15 protein-coding genes are annotated in these 21,813 nt (G+C 46.4%); 8 read left to right on the top strand and 7 right to left on the bottom strand.

The features are described from left to right. Positions 1–355: 355 nt before the first annotated feature. Positions 356–1,519 (bottom strand): quinone-dependent dihydroorotate dehydrogenase, encoded by a 1,164-nt coding sequence (locus JGK16_RS00880; protein ID WP_293174371.1) that lies wholly within the window; start codon positions 1,517–1,519, stop codon positions 356–358. A 360-nt stretch (positions 1,520–1,879) separates the two neighbouring features. Between JGK16_RS00880 and JGK16_RS00885 the strand changes: the two genes are divergently transcribed. Then, positions 1,880–4,798: a GAF domain-containing protein gene (locus JGK16_RS00885; RefSeq protein ID WP_293189278.1), complete on the top strand. Its 2,919-nt coding sequence runs from the start codon at positions 1,880–1,882 to the stop codon at positions 4,796–4,798. Positions 4,799–4,934: 136 nt separating this feature from the next. On the opposite strand, the gene JGK16_RS00890 is transcribed toward JGK16_RS00885, so the two are convergent. Beyond that, positions 4,935–5,393 carry an ABA4-like family protein gene (locus tag JGK16_RS00890; protein ID WP_293174365.1) on the bottom strand — a complete coding sequence of 153 codons (459 nt, stop codon included), beginning with the start codon at positions 5,391–5,393 and terminating at the stop codon, positions 4,935–4,937. 250 nt (positions 5,394–5,643) lie between these two features. On the opposite strand from JGK16_RS00890, the gene JGK16_RS00895 reads away from it, so the two are divergent. After that, complete coding sequence (locus JGK16_RS00895; RefSeq protein WP_293174363.1) at positions 5,644–6,657, top strand: leucine-rich repeat domain-containing protein; 1,014 nt, start codon at positions 5,644–5,646, stop codon at positions 6,655–6,657. 245 nt (positions 6,658–6,902) lie between these two features. Here the strand turns inward: JGK16_RS00895 and JGK16_RS00900 are convergent, their stop codons facing one another. Next, positions 6,903–8,402: an NAD(P)/FAD-dependent oxidoreductase gene (locus JGK16_RS00900; RefSeq protein ID WP_293189280.1), complete on the bottom strand. Its 1,500-nt coding sequence runs from the start codon at positions 8,400–8,402 to the stop codon at positions 6,903–6,905. Between the two features lie 211 nt (positions 8,403–8,613). On the opposite strand from JGK16_RS00900, the gene JGK16_RS00905 reads away from it, so the two are divergent. From JGK16_RS00905 to JGK16_RS00920, 4 genes are all read left to right on the top strand, one after another. After that, entirely contained in the window at positions 8,614–10,323 is a 1,710-nt protein-coding gene (locus tag JGK16_RS00905; RefSeq protein WP_293174356.1) for a hypothetical protein, read from the top strand. A gap of 115 nt (positions 10,324–10,438) precedes the next feature. Next, complete coding sequence (locus JGK16_RS00910; RefSeq protein ID WP_293174353.1) at positions 10,439–11,434, top strand: pentapeptide repeat-containing protein; 996 nt, start codon at positions 10,439–10,441, stop codon at positions 11,432–11,434. 187 nt (positions 11,435–11,621) lie between these two features. After that, complete coding sequence (locus JGK16_RS00915; protein WP_293189282.1) at positions 11,622–14,975, top strand: HEAT repeat domain-containing protein; 3,354 nt, start codon at positions 11,622–11,624, stop codon at positions 14,973–14,975. Between the two features lie 189 nt (positions 14,976–15,164). Next, complete coding sequence (locus JGK16_RS00920) at positions 15,165–15,734, top strand: HEAT repeat domain-containing protein (RefSeq protein ID WP_293189284.1); 570 nt, start codon at positions 15,165–15,167, stop codon at positions 15,732–15,734. A gap of 273 nt (positions 15,735–16,007) precedes the next feature. Here the strand turns inward: JGK16_RS00920 and JGK16_RS00925 are convergent, their stop codons facing one another. Further along, positions 16,008–18,761: a valine--tRNA ligase gene (locus JGK16_RS00925; protein WP_293189286.1), complete on the bottom strand. Its 2,754-nt coding sequence runs from the start codon at positions 18,759–18,761 to the stop codon at positions 16,008–16,010. Positions 18,762–18,922: 161 nt separating this feature from the next. Between JGK16_RS00925 and JGK16_RS00930 the strand changes: the two genes are divergently transcribed. Next, positions 18,923–19,258: a hypothetical protein gene (locus JGK16_RS00930; protein ID WP_293189288.1), complete on the top strand. Its 336-nt coding sequence runs from the start codon at positions 18,923–18,925 to the stop codon at positions 19,256–19,258. Further along, the gene (locus JGK16_RS00935) at positions 19,251–19,481 is read left to right on the top strand and encodes a hypothetical protein (protein ID WP_293174342.1); all 231 of its coding nucleotides are present in this window, start codon (positions 19,251–19,253) and stop codon (positions 19,479–19,481) included. Before JGK16_RS00930 ends, JGK16_RS00935 begins: the two co-directional genes overlap by 8 nt. A gap of 83 nt (positions 19,482–19,564) precedes the next feature. On the opposite strand, the gene JGK16_RS00940 is transcribed toward JGK16_RS00935, so the two are convergent. The 3 genes from JGK16_RS00940 to JGK16_RS00950 are packed head-to-tail and all read right to left on the bottom strand — an operon-like array spanning position 19,565 to position 21,812. Continuing rightward, a complete protein-coding gene (locus tag JGK16_RS00940; protein ID WP_293189290.1) occupies positions 19,565–20,239 on the bottom strand; it encodes an ATP-binding cassette domain-containing protein in 675 nt (224 codons plus the stop codon). Positions 20,240–20,254: 15 nt separating this feature from the next. After that, positions 20,255–20,929, bottom strand: a complete 675-nt coding sequence (locus JGK16_RS00945; RefSeq protein WP_293174335.1) for an amino acid ABC transporter permease — start codon at positions 20,927–20,929, stop codon at positions 20,255–20,257. 7 nt (positions 20,930–20,936) lie between these two features. Next, positions 20,937–21,812, bottom strand: coding sequence for a transporter substrate-binding domain-containing protein (locus JGK16_RS00950; RefSeq protein WP_293174332.1), 876 nt, complete (start codon positions 21,810–21,812; stop codon positions 20,937–20,939). Position 21,813 lies beyond the last annotated feature (1 nt).

The following is a 21,813-nucleotide window of genomic DNA, read 5'->3' on the forward strand; positions in this document are numbered from 1 at the left end:
TCGGGTAGATTAAGCAGTCTGTCAAGATGAAGATCCATACGGTAGAAATCAATTAGTAGTATCTCATTATACACTTTTCACCAAAAAGCCAGAAGAGCCTAAACAACCCCGTTTGTAGTGAGTGATTTAGTCCTATTTTTAAGGGCTAAAATCTTGAACGCAGCGCTCATAACTTTTATTTTATTACTCTTGAAAAAGTGCTTGGATAAGCTGCTATTTTGGTGTCAGATTATTATGTAAGCATTTTTTTTAAGTGCTGTACTCAGATCCAGGTATGTAGTTGCGCTTCAGCGCTCTTTCTTTATATCTATGAAAGAGCGCTGAAGCGCAACTACGTACCTTGAAAAATGTTCGACTATTTAATATTTTCCGAACCAACGGCCTCTGAAATTGAATTAAATCCTTTTTCTTCTAACTTTTGCAGCAAGCCTGCCAAAATTCGGCGTACCATCCAAGGCCCTTCGTAAACCCAACCTGTGTAAACTTGAATTAAACTCGCACCGGCGGCAATTTTTTCCCAAGCATCTTCGGCGGTGAAAATGCCACCTACTCCAATTATTGGTAATTCGCCTTTGGTATATTGCCAGATAAATCTGATTACTTCTGTCGATCGCACTTGCACTGGTATTCCGCTAATTCCGCCCGCTTCTTCGGCGATGGGTTTGCCTGTTTCTGGCAAGATTTGGGTTTTCAATCCGTCGCGGCGGATCGTGGTGTTGGTGGCGATAATTCCTGCTAGTTGGTAGGTTTTTGCTAAGTCGAGGATGGATGCGATCGCCTCTGGTTCCAAATCCGGCGCAATCTTGACTAAAATTGGCTTGATTCCCCGATTTTCTTGTTGCAAAGTTTCCAAAATTGTGCTAAGCCCAGCAGCATCTTGGAGCGATCGCAATCCAGGCGTATTGGGAGAGGAAACGTTGACTACAAAATAGTCGCCCCAATCTTTGAGCAGCTTAAAACTCTCCAAATAATCGGCTGCGGCCAGCTCTAACGGTGTTACCTTAGATTTACCAAGATTGATGCCCAAGGGGAAAGGAGGCTCAGGCATGGGGCGCGAGCCGTCTAATTTTAACTTTTTCTGTGCTTCCTGAAACCGGGCTGCCATTGCCGCGGCTCCTTGATTGTTAAATCCCATGCGGTTGAGGGCTGCACTGTCAGCAGACAAGCGAAACAACCGAGGTTGGGGATTTCCCGGCTGCGCTTGGGAGGTGACTGTACCGAGTTCGGCAAAGCCAAAGCCAAAATTTGCCCAAATGTCCGCAGCTACGCCATTTTTATCAAATCCTGCGGCTAAGCCGACAGGATTTTTAAAGCTCAGTCCCCACTTCGATTGTTCGAGGCGAGAATCTTGGACTCCCAAAGATTTCTGCAATCGAGAGAGCATTTGACTGGTGGCAGGATTAGACTGGGTTCGGGCTGCTATTTCTAGAACTTGAAGAGTGCGGTTGTGCAGCCACTCGGCATCGGTTTTCAATACTGAAAACAACAGCGGGCGCACACCTAATTGATAAATATCCAATGACTTGTCCTGGGGCTATTGACAAATGAGAAATCAGAAGGGAAATAAAAATAGTCAGCAGGAGACTGGAAAGGGGGAGTATCTCAGTTTTGCCTTGATAGTGCTGTCCCCGCTCGCTTGCGGTTATAACCAAGCGAGCCGGGACAGCACTATATATATACAATAAAATGCTTTTTATAAAAATGAGCTACTCCCCTGGGAAGGTGAGATTTTTACTTTTACTGCGATCGACCGGATCGACATTTTAGATTGAAGCATAATTTAGACGACTATATTATAGGTTGATTCTTTTCCATTTTAAATTTTGAAATTTTTAAGTTTGTAAGTTGAAATTGGACAAAGGTGTGGGGAATCTGGGACATGGGGCAGGAGCAAAGAGCGAAGGATTTAGACGAACAAATCGCGGGGCTGGAGCGCGTGCTCCAAACTCTCCGAGAAGAGGAGAATGTGGAAGTGCTGCTGGAGACGGCACTCGGTTACTTGCAAGCGGAATTTGACTGGCGGTTGATTTGGATCGGGTTGTACGATCGACAGGCGCACCGATTGTTAGGGAAAGGCGGCATGACTCCTAACGGTGACTTGTCTTTTCTCAAACAGCGGTTTTCCCTGACTCCGGGGGATTTGCTGGAACAAGTGGTGATTCAGCTCCGGCCCGTGGGAGTCCCGGATTTGCGATCGGAAAACAGGGCCGGAGAATGGCGCAAAGCGGCTCAAACTTACAATATTCAAGGCACGACTCTGTTTCCGTTGCGCTACAAAGACCGCTGCTACGGTGTGATTCTGCTGGGGACAGACGTGTGGGGTTCTGCGCCAAATTCGGCAGAAAAAACGCAGTTGGCGATCGTATTTGGATCACTGGCAACTGCTCTTTATCAAATAGAAAAAGATTGGCAGCGACAACAGGTCAAACGCCCGGATGAGTCTCTGTTAGCACTGATTTCGCAGTTGCGGGAATTGCGATCGCTCGACCAATATTTGCAAGCGGTAGTCGAACAAGCCCATGAATTTATTGAGCCGACGCGCACTAATGTTTATTGGTTCGAGCGAGAGCGGCGCTATTTTTGGCGCCGAGTTAGCAACCGCCAAATTGCTCCTGGTTTGGGCCAGATCCGACCGGCTTCGGGCATTACTGTGCAAGACTTGGGCGAATTTTATCAGGCTTTAGCGGCCCAACAAATAGTTTGGATCGGTGAATCTCACAGTTCTCTGAAAACTGAGCTGACGGGGCGGTTGATGCAGCAAATTCGCGCTCGCTCTCTGTTGGCGGCGCCGATTGTTTTGGAAGGGGAATTGTTGGGATTTTTGGCAGTGGAAGCTGGCGAGCCGCGGATTTGGCAAGACAATGAAAAACAGTACCTGCGGGGAGCGGCGCAATTAGTGGCTCTGACGGCTCCTCTGTCGGAAATGGAGGAGAGGATTGAGCAAACACAGCTCGATCGAGATTTAACTGCCGGAATAGCTCGCGCCATCTACAGCGATGCTGACTGGGAGGCGACTTTGAAAAATACGGCGGAGCAGTTGTGCTCTCGGCTCAAGTGCGAATACTTTTTGCTGTTGTTGTACAGGGAAGAACAAAATCGCTTTGAAATTGTCTCCCAAAATCTGCCCCGCAACCGCAGACAAGTACCGTCGCCACTCAACGCCCTTGATGTGGCTGATGTGGGGCTGCTGCAAGAAAGCGCGGAACCTCTGGCGATCGAAAATTGGGAGGAAGACGGGCGGTTGGGCGCTTGGCGGGAAGTGCTGGCGGAAGCGGGGGTGCGATCGCTTTTGGCATCGAGCACTCGCACAAAACAGTCCGAGGGAGAAAACCCCAGTCGAAAATCGAAAATCGAAAATCGAAAATCGATCGAGGGTTTGCTGGTTGTCGGGCACAGCGCAACTCGCACTTGGAGGCGATCGGAGCGAGAATTAGTTCGAGTAGTCAGCCAACAGTTAGGATTGATTCTGCACTCCTGGCAGCAGAGTTCGGAAATTGACAAATATCAGGAATTTGAGCGATCGATCAAATCGGGTTTAGCGCTGTTGCAGCATTCGGGCGAGCCGCAATCTCCACAACAGAAATCTGTTGCTTCGCCGAATATGTTCCCAGAGTTGCCGCTGCAAAAGCTCGATCGTCATTTTGCCGAACACGTTTCCCAGACAATTGCCTGTCCTTTAGTGGCAGTAATTACTTGGAATCCCGGCCACGAGGCAGCTTCAATCTCCGCCGCAGTAGCTGCCAATCCCGTATTTGCCCTGAATCCCGAGGCGCTGATTCCTGTCCAAACAGACGCTTTGATCCAACAAACCCTGGCGGCAGGAGGCGTGCTGCAACAGAGTATGAGCCAAGTGCTGCTGGCGACAAAGCGGTGGCTGCGGAGTCCAGGAATTGGCGAAATTATGACAGTGGCGCTGCGGAGTGCCCCAGAACACGCTCCCTTGGGCATTGTGGTGGTGGCGGACGCTCCGGGCCGCCAGTGGTCGGAGTTGTCGGTGAATTTGCTGAGTTCGATGGCATCTCAGTTGGCTTGGCGGCGCAGGTATGTGGCAGTGCAATCGGCGCAGGAGTCGCAGCGATTGGATCTGGAGATGCTCAACTGGTACAAGCAGCGCCGTTTCGAGGATTTTTACCGGACTGTGGCAGCGGGCCTCAAGGAGTTGGGAGAGTTGAGCCAGTCGATTTTGCAGTCGGCGAAGGAACAAAAAGATGCTCTGAAAACCTTGCGCTACCAACAGGTTTTGCGGCAAATTGGCAATGCTTTGGGGTCAATTCATTTGGTGCTGAAACAGGAACAGTGGCGGCCGCAATTCGGACAAGATGCGGTTCCTGTGAGCGCTTGGCTGAGGCGATCGCTCGATCGCACGGCCCCCCTGGTCAAACAGTCGGGAATCTTGCTGGAAGTGAACAGAGAGACCGCTGTGTCGCTGCCTGCGGGTAAGACTTTGGGAGTTCGCGGAGATAGCATCAAGCTGGATTTGATCCTGTGCGAGTTGCTGGCGATGGCTTGCAGGCGTTCTGGAGCTGGCGATAAGATTGAGATTCGCTCTCAACTTTTGGGGGAAGAATGGCTAGAATTATCTGTGATTGATAGTGGCGAGTGCGATCGACAGTTACTTGCCGGCTTCAACGGCGGTTTTCACGGCGATATATTGGCCGTTACGTCAAATAGGTTGATCGGGCAAAATCTCTTAATTTGTCAGCGAGCGGTACGTTTAATGGGGGGAGACTTTTCCTTAGAAATCTTAGAAAATAACTTAATTGTCGCCCGCTTAGTCCTACCTCTAGCAGGTTCGTAGTCAGGACTTCAGTCCTTCTTCCAGGTTCGTAGTGAGGACTTCAGTCCGCATCCATAAATCTCAACTTAAATCCTCACCACTAAAACCTGCATCAAGAAATGGATGATTAACATCCAAACTATTGAAAACCCTCTGCTTAAACCGAAGGACTAGCAGTTTCCACCACATCAGAACTCGGGAAAAACTTGTCAGTAATCCAAGCAGTTAAAATATGAGAAAGCAATCCCATCGGCCCAGCAAACAAACACAAAGCCAAAGAATGAACAGTCCAAACACCCGTCCGTTGTCCTTCCAAATAAATCCAGCGTCCCACAAACAAATCCATCACTAAAAAATGAATCCATCCCGTAGCAGCAGCCGTTTCCTCCCCCAGAAACTTAGCAATATCTGCTAACTTAGGATTGGACAAAGCAGCCGCATTTTCTGGAGTCAGACTGCTACCAAACAAATATATGTACAAGACGGCGAGCACGGCAAACGGAATAAAGGAATTCATCACTTTGCGGGTGATTCCCCAGTTGGGCAATAAAATCATAATTGCCCAGAAAGGCAAAACGAAGACATTACCTACATCGAAAATTAGTTCTGGCGTCATAGTCGGCTGTTGGCTCCTGTAAATGAATGCAATAAACGATGTTAAGATTACTTTACACAATTTTTGCTAACATTTCTCAAAATCCGCAAAAATCCGATTCACAAATTAGACATAATTGCTAGATTTACGGGAAATGTAAGATTTACACGTGCAGGTACAGGTATGTAGTTGCGCTTGAGCGCTCTTTCATATAATAAAGAAAGAGCGCTCAAGCGCAACTACGTACCTTAAGAACTAACAGGTAAAACCTATGACAACAAATTATAATAACTTTCCCGATTGGTGTAAGCACAAAGATAATCTCTCTCCCGGCGCGAAACATACCGTAGAAATACTGTTGCAAATATCAGATACTACCGAGTGCGATCGAGCTAACGAAGTGCTTGCTAATACAACAGAAATAAATCTTAAACTTGCTCAACTTACCGATATCAGTCCCCTGTCATCTTTCACTCAACTTACTAATCTAAATCTTAGTAGCAATCAAATATCTGACCTCGCTCCCCTGAAATCTTTAACCAACCTGAAAACTCTGATAATAGATGTCAATCAAATATCAGACATCAGTCCGCTTTTATCTCTAACAAATCTGACTAAACTCGTTCTCGATACCAATCAAATATCAGACATCAGTCCCCTGGCGCGTCTAACTAATCTTGTCGAACTTGTCTTGTTTGATAACAAAATTTCTGACATCAGTCCCGTGAAAACTTTAACCAACTTAAATGCGCTGATTCTGTACAGAAATCAAATATCAGATATCGCTCCTCTGTCAAATTTAACTGAACTTCAGACACTCTACCTTTACAAAAATCAAATATCGGATATCAGTCCGCTGGCTGCTTTGAAAAATCTCACTACGCTGTTTCTATTCGAGAATCAAATATCGGACTTAACTCCGCTGAAAGCTTTGACTAAATTAAATAAACTGGTTTTGTTTGAAAATAAAATATCTGATGTTAGTCCTTTGGCAGGTTTGACTAATTTAGTTGAGCTGAACCTTGGCAACAATCAAATTTCAGACATTACTCCGCTGAAATCATTAACTAATTTGACTCAACTTTATTTGTTCAATAATCCGATTGCTGATATCAGCGCGGTGCAAGCTTTGAATAATTTGTTTGTACTCGACTTGTACAACAATCAAATTTCCGATATCAGTCCACTGCAATCTTTGCAAAAGCTAACGACGCTTGACTTGCGCGGAAATTCGATTGTAAATAAGATTTGCCCGGTGACTCCTGAATCAATCTGTCGGTTTTAATTGTTAAGGCGGTGGCGAAATCTGGGTGGGTATGATAAGCTATCGAACGTCGGTATCAGGAGAAAGTTATGAGCGGACATGATGCTTTGATGTTAGGAATGCTGCTGTTGCCCGGTTTGGCTTTGTCGATCGCAGTTATGGGCGCTTTTGCCGCTGGTGGATAAAGTGTTCGTAGTGAGAACTTTAGTCCTATTTAAAATTATAAGAGGACTAAAGTCCTTACTACGAACCTGTGGCGGCTGGGTTTACAAAAATTGTGCTGTGATGTCGGAATTGACTAGGGTATTCGCGCACAAAATACCCGATGCTGCGACGGCGGGAACCCCGATTCCGGGCATGGTGCTGTCTCCCACCCGATATAAGCCTTTGACTGGTGTTTGCGGCCCCGGAAATGTGCCTTTTCCAGCGGCGATTGCAGGCCCGTAGGTTCCTTGATAGCGGTGCAAAAATCGGGCGTGGGTTAGCGGTGTGCCGATCGACTCCAGGACTATTCGCGATCGCAAATCCGGTATAATTTTTTCTAAAGCTTTGAACAGAGATTGCGATCGCTCTTGTTTCCTTTCCTGATAACCGCCGCCATACTCCCAGCCTGCGTAAGGTTCCAATGTATAGGCGTGAATCGCGTGATGTCCCGGCGGTGCAAGAGTTGCATCCCACACAGTCGGAATCGAAATCATGCAGGTATTTCCGGGTACTGTAATGTCAACCTTGCTGTCATGAACGACGACGTGGTGGCCGGTCAAGCCTTCGATTCCTTCGGCTTTAATGCCTAAATGCAGGTGCATGAAACTGTCTACGGCGGGCATCGATAAGGCAGTTTTTCGGTAACTTTCCGGCAAATCTTCAGGGCGCAGTAATTTTGTATAAGTATCCCAAACTGTAGCATTTGAAATCACAATTGGGGCGCGGATAATTTCGCCATTTTGCAAGCGAACTCCCGTAGTTTTACCAGATTCAACTAATATTTGCTCGACTGGTGTTCCCAATCGCAATTTTCCACCCCAGCGCTGCAAGCCTCGAACTAAAGCATCGACGATCGCACCGCTGCCACCTACAGGATACTCGATCGCCGATCGCGATCGTTCGCCAATCATAAAAGCGATCTCTGGCGCGACGGTTCCATGCGCTTTCAAGCCCGATAGCAAGAAGCACTCCAAATCGATCAAACGCCTCACCCAAGGATCTTGCACGTCCCTATCCATTAATGTACCAGCCGAACTGGCGATCGCACCTAATGACGGCAAAAGCTTCAGCAAAGCAGGCGAGTAGCGAGACAGCAACACGGGTATCAACTGCCAGTCGGATCTCAGTGCTAAAGCCGGAATTCCCCGCAAACCTTCATACAAAACTAATAAATTTTGTTGAAATTGCTGCAATTCTATAGCGCCTTGCGGTGCGAATTTAGCTACAGCATCTAAGTAATTTCTCGCATCAGCATAAACTGGCAAACTTCCCTCAGGAAAATGGTAATGCCCCAGGGGATCGTAGGCAATAGCTGCGATCGATTCCTCCAAAATATTCAAGACTTGCCGCAAAGGATTCAGCGACTGGGGGTCACTCAAACCGCAATAAAAAGAAGGCCCCGAATCAAAATGAAATCCCCGGCGCGAAAAGCTGTGAGCAGCCCCCCCCGCTATGGTGTGGCTCTCGCAGACGAGTACCCCTTTGCCGTAGCGAGCCAGCATCGCACCCGCCACTAAGCCGCCAATACCGCTGCCAATTACGATCGCATCAAAGTCTTGCATTTATCAAATGTGGTATGATTTTATTATTTATCGCTGACTCTTGACTCGCCCAAAAACGGGTACAAGTCCCCGACTTAAGTCGTGGAGATACTAAGATTTTACACTCCTGTTCGGGTTCCTTTGATTCAATGTGAGAGTAAATCTAAAATCTAAAATCTAAAATCTAAAATCTAAAATCGACTAATAGGGTATTTTTTGGGAGAGGAAAACTATGCAATCTTTATCTATTTTAGATGAAGTTGTTCGCGAATTTGAACAAGATCTCAATCTTTCGCGCATTAAAAAAATCATATTTTTTGCTTGTAAAGAAAGTTGGGAAAACGATCCGGCAAAACTCGCCAGCGCAGATGTAGGAAAGTTGATCGAAGAAATCTGTGCTAAATACAGCAGGTTAGAAGATATTGAAACAGTTTTAAACAATATCGTTGCCAAGGTTAACAAAAAAACCGAGTACGCCTTAGTCGCAGATAAAATCGTCTGCCAACTGAGCAGGCTTTACGAGTACCAAGATTTTACCAAATTAGAAACAAATATATCTAATTTTGGTGGTCACGAAGCACCTGCATTTGATGACCACTTCAATTCGCAACTGCCCGCAGGAGAGTCGCTAGAAAGAGACGCCGGAAATTTGTTTGATGTCCGACAAAAAATTGTACAGCAAACCAATCCGCTGAGAGCAAAAATCCTCATTTTTTCTACTCTTTATCACGACTTCACTTTTAGCGAGCGCGATTGGCTGCTGCTTAAAACCCAAGAACTTGACAAGCTGCTGCGACAACTATTTAATGTCTGTGGCAGCCTGGCAGAACTCGAATCTAATTTGTACGGAACTGCGGGCAAACTCGACAACACCGACGAATGCGACCAAGCAGCTAGCGTAATCATCAAAGCAATGAATCCTTGTTACGCAAAATTGCAACAGGAAGAACGCGATATAGCCGAAGATTCGGTTAGCGAAGATTCGTCTACCGAAGACTACGATCAGACGCATTTAAACAACAGTTTTTATGAAGATATTGTCCCGGTTGACAGGCGCAACGAATATTTTGAACCTGGGGATATTACTCAGATCATTCAAGCTGCTCCGGCTCACTATCATTATGACCCCCAGAAGAGTTACTTAGTGCCTGCTCCGGTAGAAAATATACAGTTTAAAGACTCAAAAACCAGCAGCAATAATGCCACTGCTGATGTCAGACAGGAATTGGTAGAAACAGACGAAGTTGCAGAAATGCCGACCATTGTCGAAAGTGTAGAACCAGCCGCTCCTGTTACTATCAATATTACCGATTCCATCAAACGCAAGTTGGGATTGGAAGAGGAAATGAAAGGCTTAGTCAGCCAAAGTGCTAACTTCACAACGGCGCAAATAGAACAAATATTCAGCGACTTAGAAGCTGCTATGAACGGAAAATTTTCTACAGAAAGTGCCGAGGAGCGTTTGTATTGGAAATATAAAAATCTCAGAAATTATGTAGCAAAAGTTCAGGGATTTACTGACAAATTAATGGAAATGCTGAGCGAAGTTGAGTCAAAAGAAAGCGGGGGTTCTCCTGCTGAAATCCAGGAGAATATTGCCGAAAATAGTTCAGCAACAGAGCCACAAAACTCTAGCCACAAACCAAATCAGTATCAGCTTGTGGAAATGGCAAAACAAGGCAAACCAAAGGCGATCGCCATTTTGATCAATCAATTGCTACAACCCAGGGGAATTACTGCCACAGCGGGATTTAAAGAGGGTTGGCTCCACGTCATTCTGGAGTCTGCCGAAGTCCCAAGCCAACAGGATACAGCTACATACATTTACAAAAAACTGGGTACTTTAAAATCACCATCTCTGACTCATGTAAAAATTCACGGGCGTCAGTTAGGCAACAAAACAGTCGATTGGACTCAAGAATTTGTGAATAAAACTAATTAAATTCCCAGATACAAATTTGGGGTTGCACAAACTTTCGTCCTTCTTTAAGAGACTATAACTACCATCAATCTCTAAATAGCAAGTAGAGTTTCTCAATAATTAACAACAAAACAACATGAATGCTAGCGAAATTTTAAGGCGATATACATCAGGAGAACTTGATTTTCAAGGTATGAATCTGAGAGGCGTTCATCTGAGCGGTGCAGATTTAATTGGCGTCAATTTAAGCAGTGCTGATCTCTGGGGTGCCAACTTAACGATGTCATACCTGAACAGAATTAACCTTCAGCGTGCAAATTTAACTAATGCCAAGTTTTCGGGTGCTAACTTAAATCAGGCAAACTTAAGCGGAGCAAATTTGTCTGATTCCGACTTCCACGGAGCTAGTTTGCAAGGTGTAGATTTTCGCAAAGCCAACATTTCTTTGGCAGTTTTTATCGATGCAAATTTGACTGATGCAGATATGCGAGGCGTCAATTTGCAAGGTGCAGATTTACGCGGTGCTTGCTTGCGTGGTGCGAATTTCCGGAAGGAACAGCGGATTTTTGAGGGTGTAAATTTACGGGGTGCAAATTTGCAAGGTGCAGATTTGCGGGGTGTCAATTTGCTGGGTGCAGATTTGACTAAAGCTAATCTCAGTCAAGCGAATTTGACTGAAGCATCTCTGCGGGAAGCAAATTTGACTCAGGCAAATTTGAACCAAGCTATTTTAGATGGCACATTTTTAACTGAAGCAACTTTGGTAGAAGCAAATTTTTCCTGGGCTGTGATGACAAATGCTAAGTTGGAAAGAGCTGTGTTAATTGATGCTGAATTGGCTGGTGCTAATTTGCGCGGTGCGTTTCTTCCTGATGCTAAGTTGAGTAATGCTAATTTGGTGATGGCTGATTTGAGTCGTGCTAATTTGGTACGGGCTGATTTGAGTCGTGCTAATTTTAATCAAGCGAATTTGAGTGAAGCTGATTTGACTGATGCTTATCTAGCTCGAACTGATGTGCGGGATGCTATTTTGCACCGTACAAGTTTGATTAGGGCTGATTTGAGCACGGCTAATTTAGCGGGCGCTCAATTCCGCGGCACGATTATGCCTAATGGAGAATTGCACGGTTAGGAATTGGTAGTTGTTAGGTACGTAGTTGCGCTTGGGCGCTCTTTATTTCTTTATATATGAAAGAGCACAGGAATTAGGTACGTAGTTGCGCTTCAGCGCTCTTTCTTTATATAAGCAAAGAGCGCTGAAGCGCAACTACATACCTGGAAATTCTATAATCAATCTATATTCTAAAATCTACAATCAAATGGCAACACCAGTTGATTTTCCTAAATATCTGCAATCCCTAATTAAGTCCTATGAAAGCCAACCGGATCTCTACACGCTGACAGATTTACAGGTGGAGGTGCGGGTGGAAATTTCACCGGAAGATCGATCGCCCCAAACCCCAAAAAATAAACCAGAAACGAAAATAGAGCGCCTGGAAGTGCTCTCAGGAATCCGCAAATACCTGCGCGATGGAAATGTGCTGTTAGTGGGGAAGCCCGGTTCGGGAAAATCGACGGTATTGCAGCGTTTTCGGTGGGAATTGGCACGGGAAGCACTCAAGGATGGTGGCCCGATTCCGATATTAGTGCAGTTGAGGAGCGATCGCTCGATCGAAGACGCAATCCGTGCCGAATTTCGCCAAGCAAAACTCAGAGTTAGCCCGGAAGACGTGGATGATTTGCTGCTGGATGGCAAGTTGCTGCTGTTGCTGGATGGCGTGAATGAGATGCCATCGCCACAACGGCGACAGGAATTCCAGCTATTTCGCGACGAAAATTCCGATACGCCGATGATTTTCACGACGCGGGATTTGGCGCTGGGCGGATCTTTCGGAATTGAGAAACAACTGGAGATGTGTGCGCTGACGAAACCGCAGATGGAGGAGTTTGTGCACAAACATTTGCCACAACATGGGGATTCGCTGCTGCGACAATTGCGCGATCGGCTGCGAGAAATTGCAGAAACGCCGTTACTGTTGAAGATGATGTGCGAGGTATTTGAAAAAACCGGGGAAATTCCCCAAAGTAAGGGCGAGTTGTTTCAGAAGTTCGATCGCCAGTATGACGAATTTAAGGGCGGTGCGTCGGTTTCGGATGATTTTCGGCGGTTCAAGTCGGAGCTTTTGCAGCAGTTAGCTTTTGTGATGTTGCAGGGGGATTTGCAGCAGCCTACGGAGGGTTTGGTGGCGATTTCGCGCGATCGGGCTGAGGGAATTTTGGAGCGCTGGTTGCGCGATCGGGGGGTAATGGATGCGCCAATAAAGGCAAGAAAATGGCTAAAAGATCTGCTAAAACATCATCTGTTGCAGGTGGCGGCAAAGCCGGAGGAAATTGAGTTTCATCACCAATTATTTCAGGAGTATTATGCGGGGCTGGCGTTGCAGAAACTTTTTGATGATAAGCATTCTGATGTGACGGATGATCAAAGGTTACAGCATTTCTATTTGAATTATTTTAAATGGACGGAGCCTCTGGCGTTCATGCTGTCGCTGTTGGAGGATGAGGTGCACGCGGTGCAGGCGGTGCGGGTGGTGCGGCTGGCTTTGGATGTGGATTTGATGTTGGGGGCGCGGCTGGCGGGGGAGGTGCAGCGGCAGTTTCAGAAGCGCACGGTTGGGTTGGTGGATGGCTTGGATGTGCCGGGGTGGTTGAAGGTTGAGCTTTTGGGGGAAGTGCGATCGGATGCGGCGATTCCGGGATTGCTTAAATTTGTTGAAGATTCAGACTCGGATGTGCGTAGGAGGGCGGTAGATGCGTTAGGTGCGATCGGTTCCGAGGTGGCGATTTCTGAATTGTTTAAACTCGTTCAAGATTCAGACTCTGAGGTGCGTAGTAGCGTAGCATATGCCTTTGGCGAAATAGGTTCCGAGGCAGCGATTTCTGAATTGTTTAAACTCGTTGAAGATTCAGACTCTGATGTGCGTTGGAGTGTGGCAGATGCCTTAGGCAAAATCGGTGACAAGGCAGGAATTGAGGGATTGCTTAAACTCATTGAAGATTCAGACTCGGATGTGCGTTGGAGTGGGGCCGAAGCTTTATGCAAAATCGGTGACAAGGCAGCTATTCCAGGATTGCTTAAACTCGTTGAACAATCAAACTATGCTATGCGTAGGATGGCGGCAGATGCCTTAGGCAAAATCGGTGACAAGGCAGCAATTGAGGGATTGCTTAAACTCCTTAAACATTCAGACTCTGATGTGCGTTGTAGTGTGGCAGAACCCTTAGGAAAAATCGGTAACAAGGCAGCAATCGAAGGATTGCTTAAACTCGTTCAACATTCAGAGTATTCTATGCGTAGGATAGCGACAAATGCCTTAGGCAACATCAATAACAAGGCAGCAATTGAGGGATTGCTTAAACTCCTTGAACATTCAGAATCTGATGTGCGATCGAGTGCGGCAGATGCCTTAGGTAACATCGGTGACAAGGCAGCAATTGAGGGATTGCTTAAACTCCTTGAAGATTCAGACTCTGATGTGCGTTGGAGTGTGGCAGATGCCTTAGGAAAAATTGGTGACAAGGCAGCAATTGAGGGATTGCTTAAACTCGTTGAAGATTCAGACTCTGATGTGCGATCGAGCGTAGCAGATGCCTTAGAAAAAATCGGTGACAAGGCAGCAATTGAGGGATTGCTTAAACTCCTTAAAGATTCAGACCCATATGTGCGATTGATGGCAGCCAGTGCCTTAGGAAAAATCGGTGACAAGGCAGCAATTGAGGGATTGCTTAAACTCCTTGAAGACTCAAACTATGCTGTGCGTGAGAAAGCAGCCAATGCCTTAGGAAAAATCGGTGACAAGGCAGGAATTGAAGGATTGCTTAAGCTCGTTAAAGATTCAAAATCTGCTGTGCGTTTTAGTGTGGCAAAAGCCTTAGGAAAAATTGGTAACAAGGCAGCAATTGAGGGATTACTTAAACTCGTTGAAGATTCAGACTTTTATCGTTGGAGCGCGGCAGATGCCTTAGGCAAAATCGCTAAGCAGCACACAGAGAAAATTGCCACTTATCTCCCCCACCTCCTCACCTTAATTCCCTCCAAATCAGGCAAAGAAGTTCACCACCTCATCCTCGCCATCCAAGCCGCCTGCAAATACTACAACTACCCGATTCGTCAGTTGTCCCTAACACCGCAGCCAGCCAAACCACCGCAGCCAAACGAGATCCTTGCTAAAATTGACGAAACCACCCAGCTAATCCACAAAACAACAAAAGAAATGTCTGATAAACCCACCCAGGACTTCTCCAATTCAACCTTCTACGCCCCTTTGAACTTCAGAGATAACCACGGCAATCAAGCCCAAAATATCACCATCGCCGCCCAACAATCCTCCCCTGAAGCCGCACTAAATGCAGTAGTGCAAATCATTCAGGCATTAGAAAAAAAGTATACCTACGTGCAAGACGAACAACAAGCACTCAATATTATTGATGCAGAATTTAAGGAAATCAAAGAGCAAAAACCGATCGAGTGGCAAAACCTAATCAGCCTCAAACGGCTTTACAACGGTGGCAAAAAAGCAGCAGTAAAAGTTGGCGAACACTTCACCGAATCAAACCCCTGGGGCAAAGGACTTGTTGCCTTTATCGAAGGCATATCCGAAGACGTGAATTAGCCATAGGAATTACGCACGGGAGGTTAGAAACCGGGTTTTTGCGAAGATACTTCGTTCGTACTCGAAGATTCGGTAAAAAACCCGGTTTCTTTGGCGGAGTGCGTAAGTCGTGACGAAAATTTGATAGAAAAGTAAGCGCTATCCCAACCAAAGGCTAACAGGATGATTCAAGATCCGGCAAACTATCAGATGATATTAGACACCTTTTGCACTGCGCTACAGGATGCCAGCCCCGCTATCAGGGCAAAAGCAGCAGAAGCATTGGGAAAAATGGGAGATATGGCGATGGAACCGCTATTAGTAAAAGCCCTCAAAGACACCGCCCCAGAAGTCCGCCACAGCGCCATCCAAGCCCTCGGACAACTGAAAAATGAAGCCTCAATTCCTCACCTGCTAGCAACAGGCAAAGATTCAGATAACTTTGTGCGTCAAAGTGTCGCTGAAGCATTAGGCGAAATCGGTTCCGAGGTGGCAATTCCGGCTTTACTCAAACTTGTTGAAGATGCCAACTACGATGTGCGTAAAAGTGCGGCAGATGCGTTAGGAAAAATTGGTTCCGATACAGCAATTCCTGCCTTACTCAAATTAGTTGAAAATCCTAATGCCGAAATTCGTCAAGCAAGTGCGATCGCCCTTGGAAAACTCGGTAACGAAGCCTTGATTCCAGTCTTAATCCGCTTGCTAGAAGACTCCAACGCCCACGTCAGGGAAAGCGCCGTAGATGCCTTGGGTAACGTTGCCCAATACCAAGTTGCTTAAAGAAAGTAGAAGGCATCAAAATCGCGGCCCCTGCCTTGGGAATTCCGATCGCAATAACTCAGCGACTCTATGAAATATACGATCGCAACCGCAACCAACCCCCCGGTAACTAAAAGCAGTTATTAGATGATGTCCAGTCGATGCCATGGGAGCTCAGAAACCGGGTTTTTTACGAAGATACTTCGTTGTTATGCAGAGATTCGGTAAAAACCCGGTTTCTCACCCCACCCGCCACTACTGTCAACTGCCAACTGCCAACTGACTAATGACTCCTTAAAACAACTTTAGCCGATCGCGCAAAATCTCAGCTTGTTTTTCCGATTCCGCCAAAGCATCCCTCGCGCCCTGAACCACATCAGGAGTAGCCTTATCCACAAACTTCTGATTAGTCAAACGCGCCGCCGTATGCTTAATTTCAGCTTCCACCTTGGCCAGCTTCTTCTCCAACTTACCACGCAAAGCCGCTAAATCGACCACACCAGCCAGAGGAATCAAGACTTGGACAGTACCAACAACCCCAGCAATTGTCTGTCCCAAATCTGCGTCTAAATTAGCTGTCACCGTCAGATTTTCGACTTTCGCCAAATCCTGAATGTAAACGCCTCCATCCAAGAGAATTTGGCGTTCCTTTTCATTTTCGCTTTGCAAAATCGCCGTCACCTTCACACTCGGTTTGATATCAGAATCTGCCCGCAAATTGCGAATAGTGCGAATTGTCCCAAACAACAAATCAAACTGGTGTTCTAATTCTGGATCGATTAGCGATGTGTCAGGTTCAGGATAAGCTTGCAAAGCCAAACAATCACCATCACCCGTTTGAGTCAGAGTGTGCCAAATTTCCTCAGTAATGTGCGGCATAAAAGGATGCAGCAATTTCAGAATGCCTTCCAAAACAAAAGCAAAAGTTTGCTGTGCAACTTTCTTAGAATTTGGTTCAGCATCCTGCTGCAAGCGAGACTTGACTAACTCAATATACCAGTCGCAAAAATCGCCCCAAATAAATTCGTAAAGCCCCTTCGCTGCTTCTCCCAAACCGTAATTTTCTAAACAAGTGCGACTTTGTTGTACAACTTGATAATAGCGAGAAAGAATCCAGCGATCGCACAATTCCAACCCTTCTTCACTCCCCCCCTTAGCAAGGGGGGGCTGGGGGGGGTAAGGACTTCCCAACTGCTGTGGAGTTTGTCCTTCCAGATTCATCATCACAAACCGGGCGGCATTCCACAACTTATTCGTGAAATTCCGGGAAGTCTCGACTGATTTAGATTCATCAGTTTTGCGATCGTACTCCATGCGAATATTCTGCCCAGCCCCAATCACTTCCTTAACCAAAGTGTAGCGCAAAGCATCAGTCCCGTACTTCGCAATCAACAGCAGCGGGTCAATACCGTTGTTTTTACTCTTAGACATTTTGTGGCCGTTTTCATCCAACACCAAACCGTGAATGTAAACAGTCTCAAAAGGCATCTTTCCCGTAAAATGTCCTGCCATCATCGTCATTCTAGCAACCCAGAAAAAGATGATATCAAAACCCGTAACCAAAGTAGTTGTCGGATAGTAAAAATCCAAATCCTTAGTTTCGTCCGGCCATCCCAAAGTTGAGAAAGGCCACAATCCCGACGAAAACCAAGTATCCAATACATCAGGATCTCTTGCTAGCTGGACATCCTGACCAAACTTAGCCGTAGCTTTTTCCCTAGCCTCAGCTTCAGTTTTCGCCACCACAAACGGCGTTGTATCAGTAATCTCGCCGTGAGTTTCGCTAATAGCATACCAAGCCGGAATTTGGTGTCCCCACCACAATTGTCGGGAGATACACCAATCTTTCAGCTTCACCAACCAATCGCGATAAACTTTTGTCCATCTCTCAGGAACAAAGACAGGTGAATTGTTTTGATCTAAGGCTTCCAAAGCACGCCCAGACAGAGGATCTATTTTCACAAACCATTGAGTAGATAGCAACGGTTCGACAGGAACTTTGCCGCGTTCGCTGTAGGGAACTGTATGTTTGTAATCTTCAATTTTTACCAAAACTCCGTCTGTTTCTAACCGCTTTATCACATTCTTGCGGGCAACAAATCGGTCTTGTCCCTGGAACTCTCCGGCATTTTCATTTAAAGTGCCGTCTTTATTCATGATGTTGATAAACGGCAAATTGTGGCGCTTACCCATCTCAAAGTCATTCGGATCGTGGGCGGGAGTCACTTTCACGCAACCGGTTCCGAAAGTCGCGTCAACTAATTCATCGGCAAAAATTGGAATTTCGCGATTGATAATAGGCAAAGTGACAGTTTTACCGATAAGATGCTTATAGCGATCGTCCTCAGGATTCACAGCAACGCCAGTATCGCCCAACATCGTCTCCGGCCGAGTCGTCGCCACCTCCAAATAACCCGAACCATCCGTCAAAGGATAGCGGAAGTGCCACAAATGCCCCTCAACTTCCTGCTGGTCAACCTCCAAATCAGACACAGCAGACTGACTCGCCGGACACCAATTCACCAAGTAATTGCCGCGATAAATCAGCCCCTCATCGTAGAGGCGGACAAAAGCTTCTAAAACCGCAGCGGATAAGCCTTCATCCATCGTAAAGCGTTCCCGCGACCAATCGACAGACACGCCCAAACTGCGTAATTGATTAGTAATAGTATTGCCAGACTCAGCTTTCCATTCCCAAGCCCGTTCTAGGAATTTTTCTCGACCTAAATCGTGGCGAGTTTTGCCTTGTGCTTTGAGTTGTTTTTCGAGAATAGTTTGAACTGCGATACTAGCATGATCCGTTCCCGGCAACCACAGGGTATTGCGTCCAGTCATGCGGTGATAGCGGACGAGGACATCAATTAGGGTTTCTTCAAAGGCGTGTCCCATGTGGAGGCTGCCGGTCACGTTGGGCGGCGGAATGACGACGCAGTAGGGTTCGCCGCCGCCTTCTGGGTCAGCTTTGAAGGTTTGGTTGTCTTCCCAGTATTTTTGCCATTTGGTTTCGGTGGCTTTGGGGTCGTATTGGGGTGGTAGGTTTCCGGTCATGGTGGCTTGAAGGTTTGATCTTATTTATGATTGTGCCATAGAAGGGAGGAGAAGAGTTTTGAACCGCATCCGCGTCAGAGGCAGAGAGAGGGAAGAGCGATATTCAAGGCGGGGCGGGTTTACGTTAAAATTAAGGTAAAATCAACAGGTTTGATGACATTATGAATGTAGCAGCACTTCGACATCAAATCGATCGATGGCTCGATCGACTCTCTCCAGAAAATCTGGCATTAGTTGCGAGTTTTATAGAGTTTCTCAGCCAAAAGCAACGTCAGGGGATAATCATTTCGCAAAATAATCTGCCAGAGGTTTTCTCAGCAGAAATCCAAGAGATGCCGACTGCTAATTCTTTTAGTATTCCAGAACCCTCAGAAATTGACGGAGAGGGTCAATCTAAAGCAGCGCTTCTACAAGATTTTCGGCAAGCTTGGCACGAAGCCATGAGTGGGCAAACCATTTCGGTTGCTCAAATGTGGGAAGGAATTGAGAATGACTGACTTGCCGTTAATTCAAGTTATAGTTTCGCGAACCTTCAACCGCAATTTACGCACTCTTTCAAAAAAATACCGCAGCATTCGCAATGATATTCAACCCGTTATCGAACAACTCACACAGGGAGAACTGCCAGGAGATCGAATTGCTGGAGTGGGTTATGCAGTCTTCAAGTTGAGAGTCCGAAATAGCGACACTCAAATATTTTCCGAGTTCAAAGATGCTTGAATAATGTAGTCTTTAATTTCTGCCTCCATCTCAAAAATTTCTGTCATTATGCTTTGACTCAATTCGCTTTCTCCAACTAATCCCTAATTATATTTCTCTTTGATCCAGATGCGATCGCCAAAACGCAGAACATAAGACCAGATCGCAGAAGGTAGCTCGGAATGCGTCACCCAAATGACAGATGTACCTGCTTCAATAATTTTTTCAACAATGCCTACAACTTTATAAGCTGTTTCAGGATCTAAATTTGCTGTAATTTCATCGAGTAGCAGGAGTTGAGGAGAGTGTACCAGCGCACGGGCAAATGCTGCCCGTTGCCGTTGTCCTCCTGATAGTTGATTGGGGTACTCATTCGCTTTATCTTCAATCCCAAGCTGAGCTAACTGATGCTTGGCAGCTTCATCTGCTAGCTTTTTACGTTTACCGTTACGCAACCAAAGGGGTAGTGCTACGTTTTCCAGAACAGTCATGTGCGACCAGAGGTATAGTTGTTGAAAAACCATGCCAATTTCTAGCCGACTGTTCACACGATCGAGATGACCTGCTTGGGAAACGACTCTTTCATTGAAGATAATTTGACCTCGATCGATCGATTCTAGCAACGCAATGCAGCGCAACAGGGTAGTTTTCCCGCAGCCACTTTTGCCTTGAATCAGCATACTCTCACCTTTTTCTAGCGAGAAGCTGACATTCTCTAGAATATTGGCATTATTAAACCGTTTGCCCAGATTTTCGATGCTTAGGAATGAACTTTGCATTGTAGGATTGAGAGCTTATATTGTCTCCGTGCCACCCAGTTCTTTGACTTGCTGTACCCGTCTTAGTAAGAGGTTGAGAGGAACAACGGTAGCAATGAACATCGCGGCAACTGTTGAATAAATTTCGATCGGGCGGTAGGTTTGAGCAATGATTGAATTGGCTGTATGAAGGATTTCTGGCACAGCAATTACTGATGCCAGGGTAGAGAATTTGTAGGTGGTGATGTACTGTCCCATGAGGGGCAGCCAGGATTTGCGAAAAACTTGAGGAATCAGGATGTAGCGAATCGTTTCTAAGCGAGTCATACCCGTGCAGTAGGCAACCTCGATTTCTCCAGGGGGGATGGAGTTAATCCCACCCCGGATGATATCTGCAACAAAGGCAGCGAGGCTCAAACCTAGCCCCAACACGGCACAGCTTTGCCCGTCCAGGATAAAGCCGGGGATGAGTAGAGGCAGACTGTAGTAAAGCCAAACGAGTAGGACTAAGGCGGGGAGTGCGAGGAAAAGTTCGATGAAGAATTTGGCGAACCCAGAAATGAGTCGGGAGGATGTGAGGGAAAGCACCCCGACTAACACGCCGACGATCGTTCCAAGAGCAATACTACCAAGACTAATCCCGATCGTGGTTAGTAAGGCAAAGCACAAGGGTAACAGGTTATTCCAGATGATGGAAAAGTTCCAGTTCATTGATGAATTACGACTTGGTAAATTCCCAAACTTTCTTGATGTGCAACCAGTTTGCACCTGCTTTTTGTTCCCACTCCCGCAGGCGACCTTGGTAATCTAAAGATTCTAGGCTGCTGTTGAGGAAGTTCAACATTTCGGTGTCGCCCTTACGCACTGCCCAGGAGACAGGAGTGAGGTTATAGGGGGCTTTGGCAAAAAGGTCTTTGACTTGGGGGTTGGCTTTGGCAAACTGGGAGGTAACATAGGCATCACCGAGGGCAATATTGGCGCGACCTGCCACAACAGCTTGGAAGGCAAGGGATTGGTCGCCACCAGAGAAGCGGGTGATTTTGGCTTTCTTGAAGTTGGCTTTGGCATATTCGTCGCCAGCTTCGCCTTGGGTGACAGCAACGGTGACTCCGGGTTGGTCGATGCTTTCCAGGGTTGTGAAGCGGGTTTCGTCGGCTTTAGTGATGGCGCTGTTGCCTGCGTAGAAGAGGGGATTGGTGAAGTAGACGGATAAGGCTCTGGGGACGGTGACGAAGGTGGGGACGATCGAAACATCAAACCGACGGGAGTCCAGCCCGGTAGCAAAGCCTGACCAATCGGTTTCGATGAATTCGGGAGTCCAGTTGTTGAGCCGCGCAATTTCTTTGATTGTATCTACTAAATGCCCGCCCAATTCTCCAGTGGTTTGGTTTTTGGTGATGGTTGGCGGAAAGACGAGATAGGCGACTTTGATTTTGCTACTGGCTGCGATTTGCCCCAAGGTTGACGTGCTGGTGGTATTTGGACTGGTTTGTTGTGCAGAATTTTTTGTGCATGAAGCCAAGCTGACCAAGAAGACTATTGCTAGTGAAATGGCGATCGTAAACCATCTCTTTCTAAAAGTTTTAATGCCCATT

The organism is Microcoleus sp. PH2017_09_SFU_O_A (genome assembly GCF_020738625.1).
GTDB lineage: Bacteria > Cyanobacteriota > Cyanobacteriia > Cyanobacteriales > Microcoleaceae > Microcoleus.

Coding starts and splice junctions, on each gene's coding strand:
- JGK16_RS00935 (WP_293174342.1), top strand. CDS start 19,251: ATGACTGACTTGCCGTTAATTCAAGTTATAGTTTCGCGAACCTTCAAC.
- JGK16_RS00930 (WP_293189288.1), top strand. CDS start 18,923: ATGAATGTAGCAGCACTTCGACATCAAATCGATCGATGGCTCGATCGA.
- JGK16_RS00950 (WP_293174332.1), bottom strand. CDS start 21,812: ATGGGCATTAAAACTTTTAGAAAGAGATGGTTTACGATCGCCATTTCA.
- JGK16_RS00940 (WP_293189290.1), bottom strand. CDS start 20,239: ATGCAAAGTTCATTCCTAAGCATCGAAAATCTGGGCAAACGGTTTAAT.
- JGK16_RS00900 (WP_293189280.1), bottom strand. CDS start 8,402: ATGCAAGACTTTGATGCGATCGTAATTGGCAGCGGTATTGGCGGCTTA.
- JGK16_RS00915 (WP_293189282.1), top strand. CDS start 11,622: ATGGCAACACCAGTTGATTTTCCTAAATATCTGCAATCCCTAATTAAG.
- JGK16_RS00890 (WP_293174365.1), bottom strand. CDS start 5,393: ATGACGCCAGAACTAATTTTCGATGTAGGTAATGTCTTCGTTTTGCCT.
- JGK16_RS00945 (WP_293174335.1), bottom strand. CDS start 20,929: ATGAACTGGAACTTTTCCATCATCTGGAATAACCTGTTACCCTTGTGC.
- JGK16_RS00895 (WP_293174363.1), top strand. CDS start 5,644: ATGACAACAAATTATAATAACTTTCCCGATTGGTGTAAGCACAAAGAT.
- JGK16_RS00920 (WP_293189284.1), top strand. CDS start 15,165: ATGATATTAGACACCTTTTGCACTGCGCTACAGGATGCCAGCCCCGCT.
- JGK16_RS00885 (WP_293189278.1), top strand. CDS start 1,880: ATGGGGCAGGAGCAAAGAGCGAAGGATTTAGACGAACAAATCGCGGGG.
- JGK16_RS00925 (WP_293189286.1), bottom strand. CDS start 18,761: ATGACCGGAAACCTACCACCCCAATACGACCCCAAAGCCACCGAAACC.
- JGK16_RS00910 (WP_293174353.1), top strand. CDS start 10,439: ATGAATGCTAGCGAAATTTTAAGGCGATATACATCAGGAGAACTTGAT.
- JGK16_RS00905 (WP_293174356.1), top strand. CDS start 8,614: ATGCAATCTTTATCTATTTTAGATGAAGTTGTTCGCGAATTTGAACAA.